This is a genomic window from Lysinibacillus sp. KU-BSD001 (assembly GCF_042920265.1).
Taxonomy (GTDB): Bacteria; Bacillota; Bacilli; order Bacillales_A; family Planococcaceae; genus Lysinibacillus_B.
Genome location: NZ_JBDQZI010000004.1, coordinates 173169 through 196287, shown reverse-complemented (window position 1 = coordinate 196287; position 23119 = coordinate 173169). Strand labels below are relative to the sequence as shown.

General features: G+C 36.0%; 27 protein-coding genes. 16 read left to right on the top strand and 11 right to left on the bottom strand.

Annotated elements, in window-relative coordinates; genetic code table 11:
- Positions 1-14: 14 nt before the first annotated feature.
- The 3 genes from AAGS61_RS08165 to AAGS61_RS08155 all read left to right on the top strand — a co-directional run bounded on the left by AAGS61_RS08165 (position 15) and on the right by AAGS61_RS08155 (position 1993).
- Positions 15-743 carry an amino acid ABC transporter permease gene (locus tag AAGS61_RS08165; RefSeq protein ID WP_391369900.1) on the top strand — a complete coding sequence of 243 codons (729 nt, stop codon included), beginning with the start codon at positions 15-17 and terminating at the stop codon, positions 741-743.
- A 20-nt stretch (positions 744-763) separates the two neighbouring features.
- Complete coding sequence (locus AAGS61_RS08160; RefSeq protein ID WP_391369898.1) at positions 764-1498, top strand: amino acid ABC transporter ATP-binding protein; 735 nt, start codon at positions 764-766, stop codon at positions 1496-1498.
- A 297-nt stretch (positions 1499-1795) separates the two neighbouring features.
- Positions 1796-1993 (top strand): DUF6501 family protein, encoded by a 198-nt coding sequence (locus tag AAGS61_RS08155; RefSeq protein WP_391369895.1) that lies wholly within the window; start codon positions 1796-1798, stop codon positions 1991-1993.
- Between the two features lie 75 nt (positions 1994-2068).
- Here the strand turns inward: AAGS61_RS08155 and AAGS61_RS08150 are convergent, their stop codons facing one another.
- The 4 genes from AAGS61_RS08150 to AAGS61_RS08135 form a co-directional block, all read right to left on the bottom strand.
- Positions 2069-3175, bottom strand: coding sequence for a toxic anion resistance protein (locus AAGS61_RS08150; RefSeq protein WP_391369892.1), 1107 nt, complete (start codon positions 3173-3175; stop codon positions 2069-2071).
- A complete protein-coding gene (locus tag AAGS61_RS08145; protein WP_391370360.1) occupies positions 3172-3801 on the bottom strand; it encodes a 5-bromo-4-chloroindolyl phosphate hydrolysis family protein in 630 nt (209 codons plus the stop codon). The genes AAGS61_RS08150 and AAGS61_RS08145 overlap by 4 nt, the downstream gene beginning before the upstream one ends.
- A 107-nt stretch (positions 3802-3908) precedes the next feature.
- Complete coding sequence (locus tag AAGS61_RS08140; RefSeq protein WP_391369889.1) at positions 3909-4190, bottom strand: acylphosphatase; 282 nt, start codon at positions 4188-4190, stop codon at positions 3909-3911.
- A 401-nt stretch (positions 4191-4591) separates the two neighbouring features.
- Positions 4592-6355, bottom strand: coding sequence for a methyl-accepting chemotaxis protein (locus tag AAGS61_RS08135; protein ID WP_391369887.1), 1764 nt, complete (start codon positions 6353-6355; stop codon positions 4592-4594).
- An 88-nt stretch (positions 6356-6443) separates the two neighbouring features.
- Here AAGS61_RS08135 and AAGS61_RS08130 point away from each other — a divergent pair, with 88 nt between their 5' ends.
- Both AAGS61_RS08130 and AAGS61_RS08125 read left to right on the top strand, forming a co-directional pair.
- Positions 6444-6755, top strand: coding sequence for a DUF1033 family protein (locus AAGS61_RS08130; protein ID WP_391369884.1), 312 nt, complete (start codon positions 6444-6446; stop codon positions 6753-6755).
- Positions 6756-6971: 216 nt separating this feature from the next.
- On the top strand, positions 6972-7172 hold the full coding sequence (locus AAGS61_RS08125; RefSeq protein WP_036158806.1) for a cold-shock protein: 201 nt from the start codon (positions 6972-6974) through the stop codon (positions 7170-7172).
- Between the two features lie 111 nt (positions 7173-7283).
- Here the strand turns inward: AAGS61_RS08125 and AAGS61_RS08120 are convergent, their stop codons facing one another.
- Positions 7284-7475: a hypothetical protein gene (locus AAGS61_RS08120; protein ID WP_391369881.1), complete on the bottom strand. Its 192-nt coding sequence runs from the start codon at positions 7473-7475 to the stop codon at positions 7284-7286.
- Positions 7476-7708: 233 nt separating this feature from the next.
- On the opposite strand from AAGS61_RS08120, the gene AAGS61_RS08115 reads away from it, so the two are divergent.
- Entirely contained in the window at positions 7709-8443 is a 735-nt protein-coding gene (locus AAGS61_RS08115) for a hypothetical protein (protein WP_391369878.1), read from the top strand.
- A 9-nt stretch (positions 8444-8452) separates the two neighbouring features.
- Here the strand turns inward: AAGS61_RS08115 and AAGS61_RS08110 are convergent, their stop codons facing one another.
- Positions 8453-8884, bottom strand: a complete 432-nt coding sequence (locus tag AAGS61_RS08110) for a YiaA/YiaB family inner membrane protein (protein WP_391369875.1) — start codon at positions 8882-8884, stop codon at positions 8453-8455.
- 157 nt (positions 8885-9041) lie between these two features.
- Between AAGS61_RS08110 and AAGS61_RS08105 the strand changes: the two genes are divergently transcribed.
- On the top strand, positions 9042-9686 hold the full coding sequence (locus tag AAGS61_RS08105) for a hypothetical protein (protein ID WP_391369872.1): 645 nt from the start codon (positions 9042-9044) through the stop codon (positions 9684-9686).
- A 49-nt stretch (positions 9687-9735) separates the two neighbouring features.
- Here the strand turns inward: AAGS61_RS08105 and AAGS61_RS08100 are convergent, their stop codons facing one another.
- The gene (locus AAGS61_RS08100) at positions 9736-10392 is read right to left on the bottom strand and encodes a hypothetical protein (RefSeq protein WP_391369870.1); all 657 of its coding nucleotides are present in this window, start codon (positions 10390-10392) and stop codon (positions 9736-9738) included.
- Positions 10393-10580: 188 nt separating this feature from the next.
- Positions 10581-10889, bottom strand: a complete 309-nt coding sequence (locus tag AAGS61_RS08095) for a hypothetical protein (RefSeq protein WP_391369867.1) — start codon at positions 10887-10889, stop codon at positions 10581-10583.
- Between the two features lie 312 nt (positions 10890-11201).
- Between AAGS61_RS08095 and AAGS61_RS08090 the strand changes: the two genes are divergently transcribed.
- From AAGS61_RS08090 to AAGS61_RS08080, 3 genes are read left to right on the top strand one after another with little or no spacing between them, the layout of a single operon-like run.
- A complete protein-coding gene (locus AAGS61_RS08090; protein WP_391369864.1) occupies positions 11202-12833 on the top strand; it encodes a GGDEF domain-containing response regulator in 1632 nt (543 codons plus the stop codon).
- 24 nt (positions 12834-12857) lie between these two features.
- Complete coding sequence (locus AAGS61_RS08085) at positions 12858-13220, top strand: response regulator transcription factor (RefSeq protein WP_391369861.1); 363 nt, start codon at positions 12858-12860, stop codon at positions 13218-13220.
- Complete coding sequence (locus tag AAGS61_RS08080) at positions 13213-16065, top strand: ATP-binding protein (RefSeq protein ID WP_391369858.1); 2853 nt, start codon at positions 13213-13215, stop codon at positions 16063-16065. The genes AAGS61_RS08085 and AAGS61_RS08080 overlap by 8 nt, the downstream gene beginning before the upstream one ends.
- Positions 16066-16150: 85 nt before the next feature.
- On the opposite strand, the gene AAGS61_RS08075 is transcribed toward AAGS61_RS08080, so the two are convergent.
- Both AAGS61_RS08075 and AAGS61_RS08070 read right to left on the bottom strand, forming a co-directional pair.
- Complete coding sequence (locus tag AAGS61_RS08075) at positions 16151-16714, bottom strand: M15 family metallopeptidase (RefSeq protein WP_391370358.1); 564 nt, start codon at positions 16712-16714, stop codon at positions 16151-16153.
- Between the two features lie 369 nt (positions 16715-17083).
- On the bottom strand, positions 17084-17722 hold the full coding sequence (locus AAGS61_RS08070; protein ID WP_391369855.1) for an NAD(P)-dependent oxidoreductase: 639 nt from the start codon (positions 17720-17722) through the stop codon (positions 17084-17086).
- 198 nt (positions 17723-17920) lie between these two features.
- Between AAGS61_RS08070 and AAGS61_RS08065 the strand changes: the two genes are divergently transcribed.
- From AAGS61_RS08065 to AAGS61_RS08055, 3 genes are all read left to right on the top strand, one after another.
- A complete protein-coding gene (locus tag AAGS61_RS08065) occupies positions 17921-18508 on the top strand; it encodes a dienelactone hydrolase family protein (protein ID WP_391369852.1) in 588 nt (195 codons plus the stop codon).
- A gap of 43 nt (positions 18509-18551) precedes the next feature.
- On the top strand, positions 18552-18953 hold the full coding sequence (locus AAGS61_RS08060) for a hypothetical protein (RefSeq protein ID WP_391369849.1): 402 nt from the start codon (positions 18552-18554) through the stop codon (positions 18951-18953).
- A gap of 262 nt (positions 18954-19215) precedes the next feature.
- Entirely contained in the window at positions 19216-20622 is a 1407-nt protein-coding gene (locus AAGS61_RS08055) for a hypothetical protein (RefSeq protein WP_391369846.1), read from the top strand.
- Positions 20623-20668: 46 nt separating this feature from the next.
- On the opposite strand, the gene AAGS61_RS08050 is transcribed toward AAGS61_RS08055, so the two are convergent.
- Positions 20669-20971, bottom strand: coding sequence for a tyrosine-type recombinase/integrase (locus tag AAGS61_RS08050; RefSeq protein ID WP_391370355.1), 303 nt, complete (start codon positions 20969-20971; stop codon positions 20669-20671).
- A 450-nt stretch (positions 20972-21421) separates the two neighbouring features.
- On the opposite strand from AAGS61_RS08050, the gene AAGS61_RS08045 reads away from it, so the two are divergent.
- From AAGS61_RS08045 to AAGS61_RS08035, 3 genes are all read left to right on the top strand, one after another.
- A complete protein-coding gene (locus AAGS61_RS08045; protein ID WP_391369844.1) occupies positions 21422-21739 on the top strand; it encodes a DUF3784 domain-containing protein in 318 nt (105 codons plus the stop codon).
- 41 nt (positions 21740-21780) lie between these two features.
- Positions 21781-22113 (top strand): DUF2500 domain-containing protein, encoded by a 333-nt coding sequence (locus AAGS61_RS08040; protein ID WP_391369841.1) that lies wholly within the window; start codon positions 21781-21783, stop codon positions 22111-22113.
- A gap of 101 nt (positions 22114-22214) precedes the next feature.
- Positions 22215-23111 (top strand): ABC transporter ATP-binding protein, encoded by an 897-nt coding sequence (locus AAGS61_RS08035; protein ID WP_391369838.1) that lies wholly within the window; start codon positions 22215-22217, stop codon positions 23109-23111.
- Positions 23112-23119 lie beyond the last annotated feature (8 nt).

The window sequence follows — 23119 nt, the reverse complement described above, 5'->3', positions numbered from 1 at the left end:
TTAGGAGGATTTTTATGAGTTTAGAGACCATTCTCTCAATATTACAAAATAACTGGCCAATGTTTTTACGTGGTGCGTACATGACATTAGCTATCGCAATTATTAGTACAATTATTGGTGCTCTGATCGGATTTTTTATCGGTATTATGCACACCATTCCAGTGCGTAAGCGTTCAATTAAAAGTGTAGTACTAAAAGTGTTTAACTTTCTCTTAACGGTTTATGTGGAAGTATTCCGTGGCACACCAATGATTGTACAGGCGATGGTTGTATTTTACGGCCTTTATGCATACGGAATTGAATTAGACCGCTTTGTAGCAGCGCTTGTAGTTGTCGGTTTAAATACAGGTGCTTATATGGCCGAGATTGTACGCGGTGGTATCGTATCCGTCGATAAAGGGCAATATGAGGCAGCTCAAGCGATTGGTATGAATCACTTCCAAATTATGATTTATGTTGTGTTACCACAAGTAGCCCGCAACATTTTACCTGCTACAGGTAACCAATTAGTCATGAATATTAAAGATACGGCTGTACTAAATGTAATCAGTGTAACGGAGCTATTTTTCCAGACAAAATCCGTTGCAGGTGCGAATTTTAAATTTGCGGAAAGCTTCTTTATCGCAAGTTGTATTTATTTAATTATGACATTTACTGCTACACGCTTACTCCGTTGGATGGAGCGTAAATTAGATGGTCCGAATTCTTATAAAGTCGAACAAACGACAACAAAAGAAAATTAATTAGATAAGGGGCATCAATTATGGAAACTGTAATCGAAATTAAACATTTAAGTAAGTCATTTGGTCAGCATGAAGTGTTAAAAGACGTAAACTTCAATGTGCGTAAAGGTGAGGTTGTTTGTTTAATCGGTTCTTCTGGATCGGGTAAATCAACATTATTACGTTGTATTAATTTACTTGAAAAGCCAAGTGGTGGCGAAATTATTTATAAAGGGGAAAATATTTTAGATGACAAGCATGATATTGAAAAATATCGTACACATTTAGGAATGGTGTTTCAACAATTTAATCTATTTAATAATTTAGATGTGCTTGGTAACTGCATTGTCGGTCAGCAGAAAGTGTTAAAGCGCTCTAAAGCAGAAGCTACGGAGAAAGCATTAAAATACTTAAACATCGTCGGGATGGATAAATACAAACATGCAAAACCTCGTCAATTATCAGGGGGGCAAAAGCAACGTGTTGCGATTGCTCGAGCATTAGCAATGGACCCCGATGTGATGCTGTTTGATGAGCCAACATCTGCACTCGATCCAGAAATGGTAGGGGAAGTATTAAAAGTAATGCGTATGCTTGCGGATGAAGGGAATACAATGCTCATCGTTACACATGAAATGGAATTTGCTCGTGAAGTATCTGACCGAATTGTCTTTATGGACAAAGGGGTGATTGTAGAAGAAGGGCATCCAGATCAAGTACTCGTCAATCCACAGCATGAACGGACAAAAGAATTTTTAAAGCGTACATTAAAGTGAAAAAAATCGACAAGGCGTAAGCTTGTCGATTTTCATTATTTACGAGAATTCCATTCTGATATGAGTATAAATATAATAGCAAATGCAAATGCAATAGCGAAAAACCATGCAGGGATATTACCAAATGCCATAAAAATCACCTCTACTCTCTAGTGTAGCATGTTAGAAGTTTCTCGGTATAGTAAAAGTGCAATATTTTTACTGAATTACACGTTTCAGTACACAATCAGCTAAAAATCGTTTAAAATAAACTATAGATGTTAGAGAAGATTTCTCTATAAAAAGCGAGGTATCATAATGTTACATTTAAATTGGAAAGACGCACCAACGATTCGTACAGTAAAATGTGTACACACAAATGCATCAAAGTATTTAGTATCAAATGTATTAACAGTTGGTAAAGAATACGAAGTGAAAAATGAAACAGAAGAATTCATTTTCGTTATCGATAACACAGGAAAAGTTGGCGGTTATTACAAAGAGTATTTTGAATAAAAGAGAAAAGCCGGTTCGCATGCGGAATGTGAACCGGCTTTTAGTTGGTAGAACGCTAAATAATGATACTTTATATTATATAAGAGTAGATTCGGTTTGTTTCCGTTTTTCGTTAGCCACTGCTTGGACACGTAGCGTTTCTTCCAAGTCTTGCAGTAGTTTAAGCTGTGTTTCTTTAAAGTGGTCGACCGCTTCATGTGTAATACCTGTACCTGACCGCTTTATGTCTTTAGATGTAATACTCGCCATTTTTGCATTTTTACGCATTAATTCGTCGGAAGCTTTTAGGAGTCTTTCCTGTGCAGCATTTGCCCGGCGTTGCTGATTCATGCTAAGAAGCATAGATATTTGCGATTGCCAAAGGGGGATTGTAGACATAACCGACGTTTGAATTTTATCAATGAGCATTTGATGTGTCTGTTGAATCATCCGAATTTGCGGAGCAGACTGAATGGCGATTTCACGAGAAATTTCTAAATCATATATGCGGCGATCCATCCATTCCAACCGCATATACCAATCTTGCAATTCTTGTTGGACCATAGGATTTTCACTTGTACTGGCTGTTTGCTGCATAGCAGGGAGTATGTGATGCTGAATTTCGTGTCGCTTCCTTTCACCCGCAGCGATATAAATATTGACCTCATGAAAATAATCTTCATTTAATTTATAAAGTTCATCTAGCATAGCAAAATCAGCAAGCAAGCCTTCTTTTGCATGTGATAGCTTAATACCTAAGCGCTCGATATGTTTACTTAGGCGTCTATAATTAGACATTGTTTGTTGGATGGAAGCTGTTGGTCGATTAAATAATTTCCCCAAAAAGCTCTTTTTGTTTTCAATTAATGCATCTGGGTTGATTTGATCGAGCTGTTCCATCAACTGAAATAAAATATCACCAATTGCTGAAGTATCTTTTCGTTGAACATGTATTAATAATTTAGTTGAAAAGTTTTTTAAAGCTTGTTGTGCAAGCTTTCCAAAAGAAATAATTTCTTCATAATTTTTAATATCGAGCTGTTCGGCTAAATCGAGTGCACGTTTTTGATTTAGTGGACTAAGCGCTGAAAATAGGGGAGTAGCAGAGTTGCTCTGTAATTGTGCTTCATATTCTTGTTTGGCTACTTCTGCTAACTGGCTACCTGACGATATAAAGGCGTCAAATGGGTTTTCTTGTATCATTCACCGCCACCGCCTATTTTTTCTCGACTTTGTTCATTTGCAAGCTTTGCAAAATCAAGTTCAATTTTTAATTGATCGATATCTGATTGAAGTGCTAATTTTAAGTCGTTTTCAATTGTCCCATGTAAATCTTTTAACGTTTTCCGCGTATCTTCTAATGCGATATGAATGTCAGTACCTTTTACTTGCTCTTTTGTGAGTAAGGTATATTTATCTGCCAATTCCACCGCTGACGGTAGGTGAGCATAGAAGAAATCTTCCACTGCATAAAACTTTTGTGGGTTTGTATGGACGATATTGATAATGCGTTTGGCTACTTTATTTGTTTCATTGAGTAATTTAAATGATTTAATCGAGCGCACACGAACGTATTGCTGTGTTAAATTAGTTAGTTGTTCTCGTGCAAGCTTTATCTGTTCTTCAATATGTCTGTATTCTTCTTTTGTCATTCCTAACTCTTTCCTACGCTTTCTTTTTTGGATAGCTAAAATAAGCTTATTACTCATATAATATCCACCTATTAGTACGGCTAGGCCAAATAATCCTATATCAAAATTCACAATGGAAAGTATAAGAAGAGCAGAGCTAATGAAAAAGTTGAAAGCATGTCGCGTGATAAAATGCATAGCACTTAGCATAGTTTGTACCTCCAATCAAAACGTTTCTAATATATACGGTGTAAGTGATATAAAAGTTTCATTCACCTCATCCTATCATAAGAAAAAGCCGGATATTAAACAATATCCGACTGCATTCCTTTATAGCCTTTTAGGTCGTCAAACACTTCGAGTGTAAATTGATTGGACGCTGCTTGTAAGCTAACTCCTTTTTGCACAAAGTGAATAAATTCATCGACAGCATTTGTAGGGCCTTCTACTTCCACTTCGAGTTGGTTGTTGCTATTTAACTGGCAGTATCCTTTCAAACCTAATTCAATCGCTTTTTGTTTAATGAAAAATCGATGACCAGTTCCTTTTACATCTCCGAAAAATATAACTTTTATACGTTTTGCCATGATTACTCACCCTTTAAAAAGTAAGTGAAGCATTCCTTTACTTACTTATAAATTGTTAAGCTAAAGTAACAAGCGTGTTGATTTACCTTTTATTATTAATAGAATCGTGTGAAACGTTGATTTCCGCTCCATTCGGCTCGCTTTCCACGGGCATGGCCTCAGCCTCCTCGTCGCTCGCTCCTGCGGGGTCTTCAGCTCATGCAACTGCCGCTACGCTTTCGTCGCAGAAAAACATTGCTATTCCCGTAGGAGTCTCACCGATTCCGCTTCAATCAACTGGCAAGTCATTTTTGATTACGTTTTTGCTAAAGAGACACGCTTCTATACAGGAAATATTTTGATAATCAACACACCTGCTAAAATAATTCTTTTTTACTAATCAACATATAGAATGCATTGTATTACATTGATTCACGTTCTTTACGGATTGAGTCGATTAATTGGTTAATATAGTACAGTACTTGATTCGAAGCTTGTTCAATTTCTTTTAAATGCACTTCAGCTTCCGAGATTTGGTTGTTATTATACGCAATGACTGCTGCCTTTGCGGAGTTGTGTACTTGTTCATGGTAACGATCTAGTTCACGATAAGATGAATGTGTACCGAATCGGTTGCGTGTTTTATCGGAGAAGTACCATTTCCCAAGACGACATTCTTTATGTGATGATACGTCAGATGGCGTTAGTTGTTCTAAACCTAAGAACATATTATATACTTTCCACTTCCATAAAATATGGTCTGCTTTCGAAAGTTGTAGGAGGGCAATGCTTGATAACTGTATACTACTGTTATCGACAATATCTACGCGGAAGCGGTTAATTTCCTGACCTAATAAGTGAATATCACGAGATGTACTTGCTCCGTGAATGCGAATTTCTTCTTGTAGTTGTGAAATATGCATCATACGAGCCGATACTTCATCAATCGCTGCTGCTTGTTGTTCAGAGACAGCCGCTGTATTTGTGACATCAATATTAATACTTTCAATCGTATCAACGATGGAATTGAGTAAAGGTAAGGATTCTTTTGCCTCATTCGTTGCTTCTTTAATAATGCCTGTTGTTTCTGTAATCGATTTTGCAACGGAATTGGAGTAGCTTTTAAGGGATTGTACGTTTGTTGACACTTCACTCAGGGCATTTACTGTACTTTCCGCTAATTTACGAACTTCTTGTGCAACAACAGCAAATCCTTTTCCGTGTTCACCAGCACGTGCTGCCTCAATGGATGCATTGAGTGCTAGTAAATTTGTTTGATCCGCAATTTGGTTAATTAATGTTACGACACTTTCGATATCGTTCACGTGCTTTTGTAGGTCTTTGAAGCTTGCTACAATGGACGTAAATGTTTCTTCCGTTGTGAAAATTTCAATCAGTGCCTGTTCAATGGATTCTTTACCTTTTACAGCATTCTCAACAGAGTCGTTCGTTTTTTCAGCGATATTGCTTGATGAGCGGGCAATTTCGTTTATCGAAGCAGCTAATTGTTCTGCCGCTGCAGTCGATGTAGAAATTTCGTCAGTTTGGTGATCAAGGCTCATGATTAAGTCTTTCATATACATGATTTTTGCATTGACATCCATTAATGAGGAAATTTCTTCCACCACATTTTCTATAATACGTTCTGTCATTACTTCCACTAAAATTTCTTGATCAATATTCACGGCAGCAGATACAGATTTCATATAGTCAAATGCTTTAAAAGGCTTTAAAGCGAAATTATATAAAAGGTGTGTGTTTAAATAAAAAGAGAATTGATTAAATACAACAATGAGCTTGCCTGGTTCAAATTTACAACGACGTAGGAAATCAAAAAATCTAACTGTGTGATCGATATAAGTATCATTTCGTTCTGCAAGGAAGAATTGACTTAAATACGTATCGATGTGTGTCTTTGAAACAGGGTTTTTACCGGCTGGTGCAATCTCATCCAAGTATTTTGAAAAAATCTCATTCATTGTTGGTGTACTCTGTTTAAGACGCTCATAAATCTCTTTTAAATTTTGCTGATCGTGTAAGTTAAAATGATTAAAGGCTAAAGTTTGTTTAAAACGTCCCGTGGCATTTAAGTCTGTACCACGTGCAAATAATAAATCAAGATCGGCTTTTGGTTTAAAGGCTGAAAACATATTTAGTGGAATACCTCCCAGAATATACTTATACAATATTTTACCACACGCTAAGTTGTAATAATAGACATACTATAACATTCTGATAAAATACAATAATATAGAAAAGAAAGGGTTGTCGATCGTGTATAAAATTATTTATATGAAGGCGGATTTTGAACCATGGTGGCTATTTGAAGGGTGGGAGTCCTATATCGTGTCGACATACCAGTATGAGACGAAAGACGAGTATGAGAGCGCACTAAAAAAGCTATTAGCGAAATTACGCGCACAATTTGAACATGAAGAAATACGTAAAGAACAATTTATTGCATTTTGGAATGAAGAGGATTGCGAATTTTGTGAAGGGTGTGATGAAGACGTCCAAGTTTTTCACGGGCTTATTTTAGAAGCACCTAGTCTAAATATAAAAGAAATGTATAATTTACAGAAATAAAAGAAAATTTTCTAAAAACACTAAAAAATTGTTTGACATAGTGTTAAATGATGGTATAATTAAATCAACAATAAAATTGCTTGGCCGGAATACAGATTCACATATTACAAAGAGTGATCGGTAATTTTGACGGTACTCTTCGTAATATGTGAATTTTTTCATTCAGGTAAAGAAATTCCATATTGTTAACATTTATTTTTTTGGAGGTTTTCTCACATGAAACAAGGTACAGTAAAATGGTTTAACTCAGAAAAAGGCTTCGGATTCATCGAAGTAGAAGGCGAAAACGATGTATTCGTACACTTCTCAGCAATCCAAGGCGAAGGTTTCAAAACTCTTGACGAAGGTCAAAAAGTTGAGTTCGAAGTTGTAGATGGCAACCGCGGACCACAAGCTGCTAACGTAATTAAACTTTAATTCTCAGCAATTAAACAATAACTATGTTAATTCAAGACATTCCACACTGTGGAATGTCTTTTCCTGTATTTAGGGAGATTTTTTTAGGAAGTGCTATAGGAATGATTTTAATCATTGGTGCTTTTTGGGGACTGTCTTCACTCTTTTCTCAGCAATCATTAATACGATTACAGCAATGACACACCAGAAGGCAAATAACAATGAATCCACCCAGTTATGAAACAGATGTCCATCAAAATTGAAAAATTGATGCATGAAAAAAGCTGCAATAAATAATCCGATGAAAAATACATTGCGGTTCATAAACTCCTCCTTTCCTCCCTTTTATAAATGAGCAATAAAGTAGCTTTCGAATGAAGAACAAATAATTATTTTAGATCAGCTAATTTTTCACCTGTAAGTATTTAAAACATTGCAACTTTCCGCCCCCCTTAATCGAATAAGACGTTTTTTACTGAGGGAAGTTACAAATATTGGATGTATTAGTTGATGGAAAATTGTATGCAATTCGGGCATTCTACAAAAGAGGTGACATAATGGCAATGTTCCTGCAGTTTAAAGATCAAATTAAAGCTTTACCAGTTGATTATACGGATGACATGCTACTAAATGAAACGTTTTTGTTGGACAAAGATCAGAAGAAAGGGTTGGACATTTACTATGCGCCATTTGAATATGTGAATCAACGAGCGAAAGTCATCATTGTGGGCATCACACCAGGTTTCCATCAAATGAAACGTTCCTACTCGACGGTGATTAACACGACAGGAACAGACGAAGAAATCTTAAAGAAAGTAAAAGAAGAATCCAGTTTTCATGGATCGATGCGAAAAAACTTAGTGGCGATGCTAGACGAGCTGAAGCTAGCCGATTATTTAGAGATTGCGACGACTGAGCAACTATTTAACGTATATCATCATTATTTGCAAAGTACATCTGTTTTACCGCATGCTGTCTTTTATAAAGGAAAAAATTATAACGGGGCTACACCTAAAATTAGCTCAAACGAGTTGCTACGAAAATATGTACACACTTATTTTCCAAAGAATATCCAGGGAATAGAACATGCACTACTTATCCCATTAGGTGTTAATGTACAGGCTGTTGTAGAAGAATTAATGAGGGCAGGGCATATCAAGTCGTATCCATTATTAAGAGGATTTCCTCATCCATCAGGTGGAAACGGCCATCGCTTAAAACAATTTACAACAAACAAAGAGCAAATGGCCGAAGTGATAAAGCGATTTTTCGAAACAGCTAAATATAGATAAAATAAAGTGCTATTCGGCAGAAGATGGAGATTCTTCTATATATTCTTCTTTATACGGCTTAGTATTGGATTGGCGATCTCGAATTTCTTTGGCTAATGTAAGGGTTGTGAACGTACAGAATAGTAGCCCCATCCAATAATATCCTTTTTCTAAAAGTACCCATGTTGTATTATAGACGGCAATCATACCGATTGAAAACGCAGCAATGAAAGAGATCCATGTCAGAAAAACAAATTCGGTCCCAGTTTTTCCTCCTTCTCGTCTATTACGTAAGACGTTTACAAGTGCAAAAGATGAATAAGTAAGCCAGCCTAAGCAAATGGTATAAAATCCACGCTCTACAAGCATCCAATCATCATTATTCCAAATACTAATTAAGACAAAGCAAAACGAAACAAGAAACCCAGCCCAACTAAGAAAGAAAAATTCTTTTTGTTGCATCATGTACACTCCTTTGATCGTGTAATACCTTAAGCAACTAGTAGATGTATTACCAAAACGATGAATGAGAGATTGCTGGTTGCGACGAATCGTACGTTCTATTCAAATAAAAGAAGCAGTAATATAAGATAATATATCTGGTGAAGGGAAGTAGTGAGTGAAGAGAAGATTAATAACTACATTCGGTACGTTCATTGTATTCTTCTGGCTATTTGGAAATGCTAAAATCAATCAACATACAGCGTCTAATCAACTTGAAGAATATGCACCAGGGGAGGTTGGGCAGTTAGGGGAGCTTGCTTTTACTGCTGCAAGTGAGGTGCTAAATAGGGAAGACTTTGGCAGGCTGGTGATGTTAATGGATCCTCAAAGTCCACAGCCGTATCTTGAAATCATCTTAGCCGATCTAGATGAAATATCAATTGAAAAGATACATCAATTGCAGCAACTTGTAGCAGAAGCGGTTTATGCACAAACGAATAAGGATTTTTCGATTACGATTCGCACGAAAAGTGACGAAGAACGGCTAGACGAAGAATGGCAACCAATTTTTACGATTATCGGAAACGAGACAGAGAAAAACTTTGAGGCCTATCGAGGTTTTGCATATTCCTTCTCCCCAGCACCACTCGAAATTATTATTAAAACGCATTTATCCCATTCGGCACAACAGCAAGCAAAAGAAATAAAAGCATTTGTCGCTGCACTTATCGAACAACACCGGCAAGTGTTATCGGTAGAGGACATTCCGTATGAAATTATTATCCGAGACGAAGATCATCAGCCGTTTCATGATATATAAAGAACGTTTTTGCCATTGCGTTCCTACAAAGTGCAATGGCTTTTAAACACTAGTAAACGTCTTCATATGTTTTGACAAACTTCGCTAGCTCGTTTTTGTCCGTAATGAGCGGAATTTGCTCCTCAAATACTTGAATCGCTACATCATAAAATCCCATATAAAACTGTTCCACTTTAAAGCCATCTTGTTGCAAAGCTTGCAAGATGAAAAATGCCTTTTCTATATCATGATCCTCAAGCGCTTGTGCGATATGAACATTTACGTCCCACCATGTATAAGCTTTATGCTCCTCTAAAGGAAGGTTTACTGGTAATACCTCATCAAATCGTAGTCCAATCGATACACCTTCAAACACTGTGTAATATCGTTTAATAATCGGCCAGATAAGTTGGTCTCCGTGATGAGTCCAATATTCATCACTATACATATCTTCTGTTGTTCCATCAGTAGATGTTTCCACATAAAAGGAAACCCCAGTTGTTTTAGCTGTCGCTGTTGTAAAATAACTGCCTCCATGCAGCCAGTCAAAACGAATAGAACCAAGCTCAAATTCATCCTTATACCGTTCTTCTAAATAATGATCCATATGTTGTTTCATTTCATTATGTTTCCAAGGTAGCCCATATGCTAGATACATATAACCGACAATACTTAAGGTGAAAAATAGCGAAATACCGATTACTACGATACGAGAAAACCAATTCATTTCATGACCTCCTGTTGCTAAGAACGAGCTTGAAATAATGTATTTGAATTATCTCTCATTATCAATATATCGATATTTCCGATTAATGTAAAAATAATGTTGATTATTCATTCATCTCCAAAGTAAACCGGTAGAGATATACGTATATTTTTAATATTTTAGTGGTACAGCGTACATACCATATAAAATTATTCTGCTGCTGCTTTGTGGATTTTTTTCAAAACAACCCATAACAAAAGTAAATAGATAGGGTACAAAGTAATGACTGAAATAATATTTAGTAAAAAAGGTGTAGTTCCCATATCCGCAATTGTTGCCACCGTAGAGAACCAATCAACGATAAGAAATAGGAATAATCCACTCGCTACTAATGAAATGAAGAAGCCATATCCAAGATCTTTCGATTTTTTCGTAATAATATAGCCGATTATGGTAGAAAGAATGATAGAAACTAGAACCGAGATAGGGTATAACGTTGTAATTGTTTGAATAGGCATATGCTTTTCCTCCTCTTACGATGATTTCTAAATAATTTAAGTATATGAGACGACACCCCTTGATTATTATAATGAAATAAAAAAATACAAATATTAGAAAAAGGTGCCTTTGAATTTAATGCTAACTTTTATATAAATTATGAGGAGAATAACATTATGACACACCATGGACGTTACCAATTCCATAAAAAACAAACTACTTTTCTATATAAGTTGAACAGAATGTTGTTTTGAATGGTTTTGTTCTAGATTTATTAGCGATTCAAGTTATACTAGATAGAGTGAAGAAAATTGTAACTGGAGAGATAAATAATGGAAATGGAAAAATATCAACGAATGATTTATAAGCGTATATATGATACCTTTCAATCATGGAATAAGTCAGATTTTATAAGTGAACGGGAAATCTATAGCTTTCTTCATAGTCTAAAAGGAACGGCTGGGTCGATTGGCTTACATGAATTATCGAGCATGGGTAGTGAAAAGCTAGAATCTTTAACAGAAACTAGCGAAAAGCAATGGAGTAGGAAGGAGTGGAAAAACTATCTTTCACCCATTATTGAAGCAATAAGCTTTTATCAAACTAATTATCCGATACAACCGTTAGACAATACACTCGTACAAGTGACGAATTATGCTACTAATCGAGAATTCATTTTAGTAATTGACGATGATGTTATCTTTATTTCGTATATTAAAACAGTGTTAGAGGAACAAGGATATGCTGTTCTCGTGGCCCATAATGGAAAGCGAGGGTTAGAGTTAATTTACGAATTACGACCTTCCATTGTGTTTTTAGATATTATGCTACCAGATATCAATGGTTTTTCCATTTTACAAAATATAAAAAAAATAAATAAAGATCGTATGTTTGTTGCTGTGATGAGTGTAAATGATAACAAAGAAAATCGACTACGGGCATATGAGATGGGTGCTTTAGATTTTATCGCCAAGCCAATTGATCAAGAAATATTAATTGCTTATGTAAAAAATCGATTAGCTTATAAAAAGGAATTAGAGCATTCGATTGTCATAGATGAATTAACACAAGTGTATAATCGTAAATTTATGGATTCACAGCTTCAAAAGTTAATTCAGCTGTCTACTCGAAACAATGAGCCCTTTTCAGCTGTCATTGCTGATTTAGATTATTTTAAAAAAGTAAACGATACATACGGACATTTAGTAGGCGATGAAGTGTTAAAAGGGTTTGCCACGTTAGTGAAGGACGCAAAGCGTGAGCAGGATATTTTTTGTCGCTACGGTGGTGAAGAATTTGTCTTTTTAATGCCACAAACATCTGGTGAAGAGGCATATCGGGTAATGGAAAGACTTCGAACACTGATGGAACAAAAATACTTTGATGGCAACGGTACAACCTTTCAGGTGACATTTTCAGCTGGAGTAGTAGAAGCGACTGCTGCTAATTTACATCCGAAAAAGTTGCTGGAAGAGGCCGATCAGGCGCTGTATCATGCCAAGCAATCTGGACGAAACCAGACAATCCTGTTTAATCATATTACAAAAGGCATCAAGAAGAGAGTAAACATAAAAATTATTGTGATTGATGATGTTTCCGTCATTCGAAGTCTCATTGTAAACTACTTCAAAAATTGGGAAGTAAGTGAACAGTATGAGATTGAAGTCATGGATTTTAGTGATGGAATTAGCTTCTTAAATGCCGATTGGTATAAAGAAAATAGTAAATATATTATTTTGCTAGATGGTATCATGCCGAAAATGGATGGTATTGAAGTACTAAAAAAAATAAGAGAAAAACATTCATCAAGTGATGTAATCGTCTCGATGTTAACTGGTCGAAAAGGCGAAGAGTATGTCCTACAGGCGCTAGAAAACGGTGCGGATGATTATATTGTCAAACCATTTAATATAGCCGATGTATCTAATCGAATCATCAGTTTAATTAATCGCTTATTTATGTAATGTAGAACAAAAGGGGATTTAGTAATGAAAAGAATATTAGTAGTGGATGATGAAGAAATTTTGCGTATGCTTATTTGCGATACGCTGGAAGATTTAGATTGTGAAATTGATGAAGCAGAAGACGGGTTAGAGGCACTGCAGAAAATCAATCAACAAACATATGATTTAATTGTGCTAGATTATATGATGCCCAATTTAACTGGGGTCGAAGTGATAGAACGGCTGCCTCATCATATACAAGAAATGACGCCCATTTTAATGCTCACGGCGAAAGCGCAAGAAGCAGACCGTCAAATCGTTTTAGAAAAAGGAGCTCATTATTTTATGTCCAAGCCATTTAGCCCAGTGGAACTAATTGGGCTAGTGGAGGAGATTTTAAATGTATAAACCTTTTCCGTTACTTAAAAACAATATTCGCAATCAATTTTTTAAGATGTTGTTTACGTTAATCCTGATTTTTATTGGAATGGTCATTATTTTTTTTCTCTATGTGAAATCTAGCAATGAGCGTTTAACAAACGAACGAGAGGAAGTTAGTGCGAAAGCGCAAATTGTGAGTGATTTAGCAGAAAGCTATAATGGGATCTTTTTCCGAGCGAGAGGGTATTATGCATTTCAAGACGAGCAAGAGCTGGACTTATTATATGAGAATTTAGAAAAATTCGAGTTGCTTTTAGATGAATTTGCTCAATTTCCGCTAACAAAGGAAGAAAAAGTGATTTATGCGGAGTTAATGGAGTTTCATCAAGAGTATAAGGAAGTCATTTTACCTAAAGCAATTAGCTATGTCGAAGTAAGTGATTATAAGTCGTTAAGAGAACTTTCTAGCGGTGGTACCAATGACCTTGTCAATAAATTTGTCGCTTATACAAAAGAATATAATAAGCAAACGGAGAATGATTTAAAACAACTATTTTCAAAAATATTGGAACAAGCGCAACAAATTACATTACTCTCGCTACTTTTAGGTGGCTTAGTATTGCTTTTTGTCGGAATGATTATGCGCAGAGTATTGTTAAACTTAATTCAACCAATTGAACAACTAACAGTAGCGACTAACGCGATTGCTTCAGGGCGTTTCATTGACCTCGGTAACCTTGTTCAAAAAGAAGATGAGCTAGGGATTTTAGCTAATTCATTTTATAAAATGACGCTATCTATTCAAGAAAAGGAAGAAGTGCTCACAACTCAAAATGAAGAACTAATGGCACAGCAAGACGAATTACAAGGGAACCAAGATCAACTACAGCATTCTCTTGATCAATTGCAAAAGTTCAATCAATTAAATCACGTGTTGACCTTTACGTTAGATAAACAAAAACTGCTAGCAGATTTGCATAAATATTTAAATGATATTTATGCATTTGATACGAGTATTTTGTATTTAGTAGAAGGTCAGCTATATGTATCGAAAGGATTAACAAAACAATCCGCCGATTTACTTGTAGAAAATTTTAATGAGGATAAACAAGTTCGATTAGAACAAGAAAAGTCTTTTGTGATTACCCGTGAGGTAACGCTAACATCGCAAGACATTGCACAGCAGTCTTATTTCTCATATGACCTCTATTCCTCCGTATTAAATTCTGAAGGACGCTTAGTGGCGGTGATGATGGCTACGCGGGAAGGGCATAAGTATTCAACGCAAGAAATCGAAGAGATAAACGGTTTAATGAATCGTGTTTCGATAGCGTTCGAACGTATTTTAATGTATGAAGAGGTTGAGCGATCTCGACAATTAAATCAAAATATTATTGATACGGTCAATGAAGGCATTCAATTTGTTTCGCCTACGGGAGATGTGGTCTTAATTAATGAGGCATTGTCTCGCATCATCCGCTACCACCATAAAATGGACAATCAACATGTTGCTCAATGGAAGTGGCTCAAGCATTTTGAAGCGATTACAGATCAGCCGGAAGAATTGACGTTCTTCTTCAAAAATGCTGTTGTAGAAGACTTTGAAGATACTCGAACGATTCGCTATTCCATTTTAGAAAATACACCCGTTTTTGTTGAAGTCTATGCAACGAGTGTATATGAAGGGCAAGAAAAAATTGGTACGATGTTTGTGCATCGGGATATTACAAGAGAATATGAAGTAGACCAAATGAAGTCAGAGCTTGTGAGTACGGTTAGCCATGAGCTACGTACACCGTTATCGAGTGTTTTAGGCTTTACAGAACTTCTATTGACAAAAGAATTGAAACCTGAGCGTCAAAAAAAATATATTGAAACGATTCATAAAGAAGCCATTCGTTTAACGAATCTCATCAATGATTTTTTAGACTTACAAAGAATGGAATCAGGCAGACAACAGTATAAGATGGAGCAGCTATGTATAGATGAGCTGGCGATAGACATTGTGAATCGCTTCCGTCATGAAGAGCATCATCGTGTGCATTTAGTGGATAAAGCTAAGACGGTGAACATTATGGGCGATCAAGAAAGATTAGTACAACTATTAATCAATCTTATCGGGAATGCCATTAAATTCTCTCCGAATGGAGGAGATGTGGTCATTACGCTTGAGAATGTCCCAAATCGTGTGCAAATTAGCGTAAAAGATCAAGGGATTGGTATTCCACAAAATGAAATCTCCAAGCTGTTCCAAAAATTTAAACGCATCGATAATAGTGCAAGACGAAAAATTGGTGGTACAGGCCTAGGTCTCGCGATTTGTAAAGAAATTGTCACGCAACATGGTGGCGATATATGGATTGAATCAGAAGAAGGGCAAGGGACAACAGTTTACTTTACATTACCAGTACATCATGCAAGTCAAACACTAGAGGAAATGAACGTAGCAATTGATGAAGCGGGCTTAAATGTCATGATAGTAGAAGATGATTTAAGCTTAGCCTTACTCCTATCGGAAGAATTAAAAAGTAACGGGTTTACAGTCATTTATCATGATAATCCAAAACGAGCATTTGAAGAAGCGTTGCATACACCACTCGTTGGGATTGTCATCGATTTAATGCTGGGGGATGATATAAAAGGTTGGGATTTAGTGCAATTACTAAAAGAGACAGCGCAAACAAGTACGATTCCAATTATTATTTCTTCCGCTTTAGATGAATCAAAAGAATACGTAGAAAAGTTTAAAGTCGAAAAGTATTTTACAAAACCATATCATCCAGAAGAACTTTCTAAAATACTCATAGCATCCGTATCTGCTAGATTAAGTAACGAAAATATAGTAATAAACCATCATCCATCGAATGTCTAGTAAAACAATAGTTGCTTTTTTTAAAACACATTGGGTACATCGCCCAATGTGTTTTTCATCTAGTAAAAATAAAGGTTTATTCATCTTACTGCATAATCGTCACAATTAGCCCACCCCTATTATCACCTGAAACCTTATACGAATGTGTCGTCGGTACGGGAATTTGTAAAGATTCTTGTAAATCATAGTAAAGAACCTTGTAGGCGCGGCCTTGCGTACGTGTTGTAATGGACTTTTCCTGCTGTAAATGACTTAAATATTCCTCTAGTGTCCAATCATTTTTGGTGATGATTTCGCTATGCGGCAAGCCAACATAACGAAAATGCCACGGCTCATGCTGGATACCCGTAATATGTGATTTGTTCGGGGGATAGCGTAAAATAAAGCCGTATCGCGCTGCGTGTCGTTCTAGCCAAGCCGCTTCTTCTGAGCCCTCCATTTTTCCTGTCGTAGAGCCGATATCAACAGATAGACCGACATTATGCTCGCTATAACCCGCAGGCAGTGCTAAATCAGCCCCCATTGTGTCAAAAAGCTGCTGCTGTGCTGTATCACTACGATAGCTACTATTCACGATAAAATTCGTGACACCATCTTGATTAGCAGCATCCATCATGGCCGAAAAAGGTTGTAAAATTTGTGTAGCCATTTCAATCGTAGGGTCGAAGGAAAAGCTCGGCGTATTTAATGTCGATAGCGCTACTAAATCGTTCGGTCTCGCACGTTCACTCATAGGATACTCACTATTTACGAGCAATAAATCACCAAAGTGAGTTGCGTCTTCGGTCACAGTCATTTCTGAAAATCCAATATCCTCAATCGAATCTGTTGAGGTGATTTGATCTATGCCGATATAACTAAATAAAATCAATAATATGAACAGGAATAATTTCTTCATCTGTCTATCTCCTAAATGTTTTAATACGATCATATCGTATGACATTTAAGAAGCAGTAAGGGACTTTCTGAAGATTTTCTTAAGAATGGTTTAATAATTTCTGTATACGCAGTATCTCCATTAATTAGCAATAAATGGCGCTTGATGTATATAAGTTTGATCTTTCACTTGCTTGATGATAAAGGCGGCTATGTCTTGGTTTGTTATTTTACTACCTGGCATATCTGTGAGGTGTTCTTTTATAGCATCCGTTGCTTCTTCATCAACGACAAAGGGAAGCCGGATTAATGTCCATTCAATGTGTTTATGGTCGAGAAGAAAATGCCATTCTTTTTGCTTATCTGCTAGCAGTTTAGATAAGAAAATTTTAAACAGTGTAGCACCTATTTTATTTAGCAAGCTCTTTCTGTCTTGTTCAATCGTGAGCGATCCGCCTGTAACACCGATATAACGTTTAATTTGTAAATCATCCATGAGAGTAAACACGTTTTTAGTTACTTTACTATAGAGAGGCTCTGCTTTAACGGGTTGACCAAATGCATTAATGACGATTTGAGTACCTGCTAATAACTTTTTGAGATCTTGTAAGTTATGTACATCACCTTGTATAATTTTGATGCCATTTTCTATAGGAGTTAAATTGCCTGGGTTTCTCACAAGCATTTTGACTTGATAACCACTTTGTACTGCTTTCGTCGCAATATAACGACCTACTTTCCCGGTTCCTCCAATAATCGCTATTGTATTTATTTTATCCATACAAGCACCTCCGATAGTTTACTATAGTTATACATACGGCTAGGATTGCTTATAGTTTCAATTATTTGGAATAATTTGAAGTAGTACTGCACCCGAATATTCGCGAAGAAATCATCGCTTATATGCAACAGAAGAGAACGATTAAGTTTATAAGAAGAACAATTGAAAGAATATATGTAAGTAATGGGGGGAAATCAAATGGAAAAAGCAGTCGTGTTATTACATGAGATTTATGGGTTAAATGCCCATATGCAACATTATGCAAATGAGTTTATCGCTTTCGGTTATGATGTGTATTGTCCCAATTTCCTTCAAGTAAAGCAGCCTTTCTCTTACGAAGAGGAGCAAATGGCATATGCCCATTTTATGAACCAGGTTGGCTTTGCACAGGGATTTGCAGAAGTTGAAAAATTAATCATCCAATTAAAAGATACATATAAAGAAATCCATATTGTCGGCTTTAGCATCGGCGCTACGATTGCGTGGCTTTGTAGTGAGCTAACAGGAGTTACATCGGTAGTAGGGTACTACGGCTCACGCATTCGAAACTATTTAGCCATAAGTCCGCTATGTCCGGTCTTGCTTATTTACGGCGAATCGGAACAATCATTTAATGTAAAAACTTTGGTGGCGCAATTAATCACGAAAAACATACAAGTGCAAACGTGTGAAGGGCATCACGGGTTTGCTGATCGATACTCGCCACACTTTAATGAACAATCGAGTGTTCAAGCATTGGCAGTGGTAAAGGAATTTGTAGTAGGAAATGGTGTAACTCTTTCTTGATAGTGGAGTCTAATTCTTAAATCACGTAAAACGGGGGATTTGGATGAAGAAATGCTTACTTATTGTGCTTATGTTCGGCTGGTTAGTAACAGCCTGTAGTGAAAAAACACAATCGTTAGAAGCTTTTTACACAGAGGAAGGAATTGAAAGTGTAGATAAAGTTGTCATCTTGGATGGTAGCACGGGTTACACAAAAACGCTAACGGATATAGTCCAAATCAACGAATTTCTAGCTTTAGTAAAAGATATCGAATTTTCCCCTCAAGATAATCAAGAAATGCGATATGGCTTTTTATATGTGATTACACTTTATGATGAAGAGGTACAATTCAACTGCTCGTTAAGTCAGATTGACGATACATACTATGATACGAACCCTGATATTTATCCAATCGTTGATGAATATTATAAGCGATTGGAAATAGAGGAGAAGGGGGTTTGGTAGGAAAGGATTCCCGTGTGTTTTTGGTGGTGGAAACTGACTACCGGTATCACTAGATGTTTTTACGTCACGATAATAATTATTAAGAAGCTCTTAAGTCCTTGTTTATCAAGGATTTGAGGGCTTTTGCTGTTTTTTGAGATTCCATTGATTACGATATGTTTCTGTAGAGTTTTACACATTTTTTACACCGAATTTCACTTTTAGATTATCTCAATTTAATTTAATATAAAGATAGTAGATTATTTGGATTGGGGAGATCGAATTGGTTCTAACTTTAGAAGATAGAGATTTGATATGTAAGATTTTATTAAGTAGTTATTATATTGATGAAGAACTTAAACGACTTTTAAAAGAACCAATAGCGAAATATGCTAACTCGGCTTTAACAGATGATAAGATAGAGGAAATATTAAATAGAGAAATTAGTATATATAAAGACATTAATAAATTAAAAGCTAAAGTGAATATTTTTATGGGACATGTTTATGAAGTTTTAGCTGTCTATGAATATAATTCCTTAAAAAATAGCGAAGATATATTAACTATTATTAATCCAGATACAACTTCTAAAACAGATTTATTACATATAATAAATACTAAAAATAAAAAGATAGTAGTTCCTGGTGGTGATATTAAATCTGGAAGTCCTGAGTATGTATTAAAACAATATGAAAAATTATTAAGAACTAAATACGATATACCATTTGTTGATTATTCAGGATATTTAACTGAAAACAAACATTTATTAAGCAAAAAGCAAAAACAAAGATTGGATTTACTATTTCAAGAATTCCCTAATAAAAGACCTGTTCAATCTAAATATTCAACCTTAGATTTATATAAAATAAAATATGATTTATTAGCGTATTTTGGTACGGGTCTATTGCCATTAGAACTAGAGCAAAGCCATAAATATTTTCGAATTCGTGATTACATGCATCGTGAGGATAGGGAAGAGTTAGTTTCGCAAGCTTTAAAATTAAAAATAGATACAAAAATATTAAGTTGGAATGTATTGAAGGATCGAAATTTAAACTTGCATTTAGAAGGTTCTAGGGGAAATTATTACACTTCTTTTGAAGGTGAAACAGTAGATTTTGAAACCGATTATTGGCGGGATGAAATATCTATAGAAGAACAAAATAGACAAGCACTAGAAGCAAAATTGAATTCTATAAACGAACAGAAAAAAACTTATAAAAATTTTGAAGTACCTAATGGGACAAGGTTATTCAAACGATTTTTAAAAAAAGCTGGTAATGAAATATTTCAGTTCATTTATCATTTAAATATATCAAGACTAGAAAGAGAAATTGAAAATAGATTAAGAGTTAGAGATTATTCAATGAATGTAGAAGAGATTTTAGATTATTTTGAGGAGCAAGATGCAATAGAAGAAGAACGTAGAAGAGAGTATGAAGATGATGACTACTCTTACGATGATAACGAAAATGATTATTCAAATCACAATAATTACAAAGATGAATATTACTATAGCTCTTATGACAATCCGATTTATATTCAAGAAGAGGAAAGAGATGTATCAACATTGGATAACGATCAACGTAATTCACCGAAACAGCATACTGTAAAGCCTCATACACGTACTTTAAAAGACGGGAGAAAAGTATCTGTTCGTGGTCATTCTAGAGGGATAAAACAGCAATGAAGAAGAGTTAGGAGTTAAATTCAATTCTTCTAACTTTTGATTTTTATTATACAATCATCTCTTCAAATGTATTTATCGCTAGCTGCTCATCTCGCAATCGCAATTCTTTCAATACATGGGTATATTCCTTCAAGGTATTCTCAATATCTCCATGTCCTAAACGTTCGCTAACATAGTAAATTGAAGCGTTTTTATAAAGTAACACACTCGCATGTGTATGTCTTAGTCCATGTACTGTAATAGGCTCTATATCGAGTTCTAATAGTGTCTTTTTCAACAACTTATTTGCATTTGTATTACTGATAACTTGGTATTTTGATTCAGGGCTGTAGAAGACAAGTTGATTAATAATTAGTAGGGAGTGTTCTGAATAGTTCTTTAAATTGTTGCATTGTCACTGAATCCATTTTAATTAAACGTTTAGATCGTTCATTTTTTGTAGGAGCAAAATCCACAACGTTTACTAGAACTATTCCAGCGTCTTATCGTCCAGCCATATCAATTCGCTAGCGGAGTGATATTCAGCTTCTGCGGTGGTTGGGACAATTGTGTTGTGGCTTGGGAATGATATGCCGTATCCCCCCGACATGCTTGCCAAGCAACTTGTTCGGCTCAATCCATCATCCAATAAAGTGGTCATTGATTTAACAGAATAAAATCGTAACCAGGTATCCCATTGTCGATACCTGGTTTTTAATTTGTTAATTTTGTCCTTTCCAATTCATGTATAATAGAAATAAGTCACATGGTTCTTTTTCTAATTATTAGAAGTGAAGAAGAAGGAGATCGGAGGTATACCATGGCTACTGCAATCATTTATATTATCATTTTAATGTTGTTTCTAATATTTGCGATTGTCTTATCGAAAGGAAAGGGCGCCTTTTTAATCGCAGGTTATAATACGTTACCAGAAAGCGAAAAAGCCAAGTATGATGAAGTGGCACTGGCCAAATTTATGGGCAAGGTCATGTACGGTTACTGTTTAAGTATACTGTTATGGGGATTGAGTGAGCTAATCAATCAGCAGTGGCTGTTTATCGTTGGGCTTGTGTTATTTATCGGTTTAACAATTTTCACACTTGTATACGTCAATACGGGCAACCGTTTTAAGAAATAACGGAAGTTTTAACGCGTAGTAAAGAGAGAAGGAGGCGCTATATGTTTTTCGGGGATATGATGTTTAATATTGTGCCAATTTTTATGATTATTGTATTTGGCTTCATATTGTATACGATTTTTTCGAATGTAAAACAGGGGATTAAAAATAGTCAGGCTCCTTTACTGACAGTACCGGTACAGGTCGTTTCGAAACGTACGCAGGTTCAAGGGGATCACTCGTATACAACATATTACGTAACATTTGAAGTACAAAGCGGAGACCGCATGGAGCTGAAAGTAGATGGTAGCGAATATGGGATGTTAGTGGAGCAAGATCTTGGTTTATTGTCCTTCCAAGGAACACGTTATGTATCGTTTGAGCGCCAAAAGTAAGTATAGGGAGCGCTCGTTCTCTATCCTTTTCTTTTGGAATAAACTAGCGTAATGAATATGTACTACTTACTACATAGGTTGAAATTGTATCGTAGGAGGGGATGGCAGTGGAGGTCATTTCACTAAAGGATGTAACGAAAGATTACGGGCATGGACGTGGCATTTTTGATGTGTCCTTTGATGTACAGGAGGGCATTGTGTTTGGCTTTTTGGGACCGAATGGTGCAGGGAAGACGACGGCCATTCGGCATATTATGGGTTTTTCGAAACCGCAAAAAGGAACAGTGCGCGTAAATCAACTTGATAGTTGGATATATGCCAGTCAAATTCAGCAAAACTTAGGCTATTTGCCGGGCGAAATTGCTTTACCAGAGCATGTAACGGGAGCGGCATTTCTTCAAATGATGAAAAAGCTACGTGGCATGGAGACAGATGTGTATTTACATGAGCTACTTGATTATTTCGAACTGGATTGTCAGGGCGCTATTAAACGGATGTCGTTAGGGGAGAAGCGAAAATTAGCGATCGTGGCGGCTTTTATGCATGACCCAGCTATTTTAGTGTTGGATGAGCCAACGAGTGGGCTAGATCCAATTATGCAAAAGCGCTTTATACAGTTTATCCAAAAGGAAAAGGCGCGCGGAAAAACGATTTTACTGTCTAGTCATATGTTCTCTGAGGTGGAGGCAACTTGTGATGATATTGCTATTATTAAAGACGGTGTTGTTGTAGCTACGTTTGATGTCGCGCAATTAAAAGAGACATTGCCGAAGAAATTTCAACTACAAATGCAAGATGAGGAAGCACTAGTACAGTTACAGCTACATGTAAAAGAGGTGGCTTCCATTGAGGAAATAAACGGAACAGAAATGCTGGTTTCTGTGCCTCGCCAGCATTTAACATCATTTATCCAGCGGCTCGCTTCACACCAAATTGAAAAATTTCATGAAATACCGTTCCGCCTAGAAAGCTATTTTATGAAGTTTTATGAACGCTAGGGGGATTC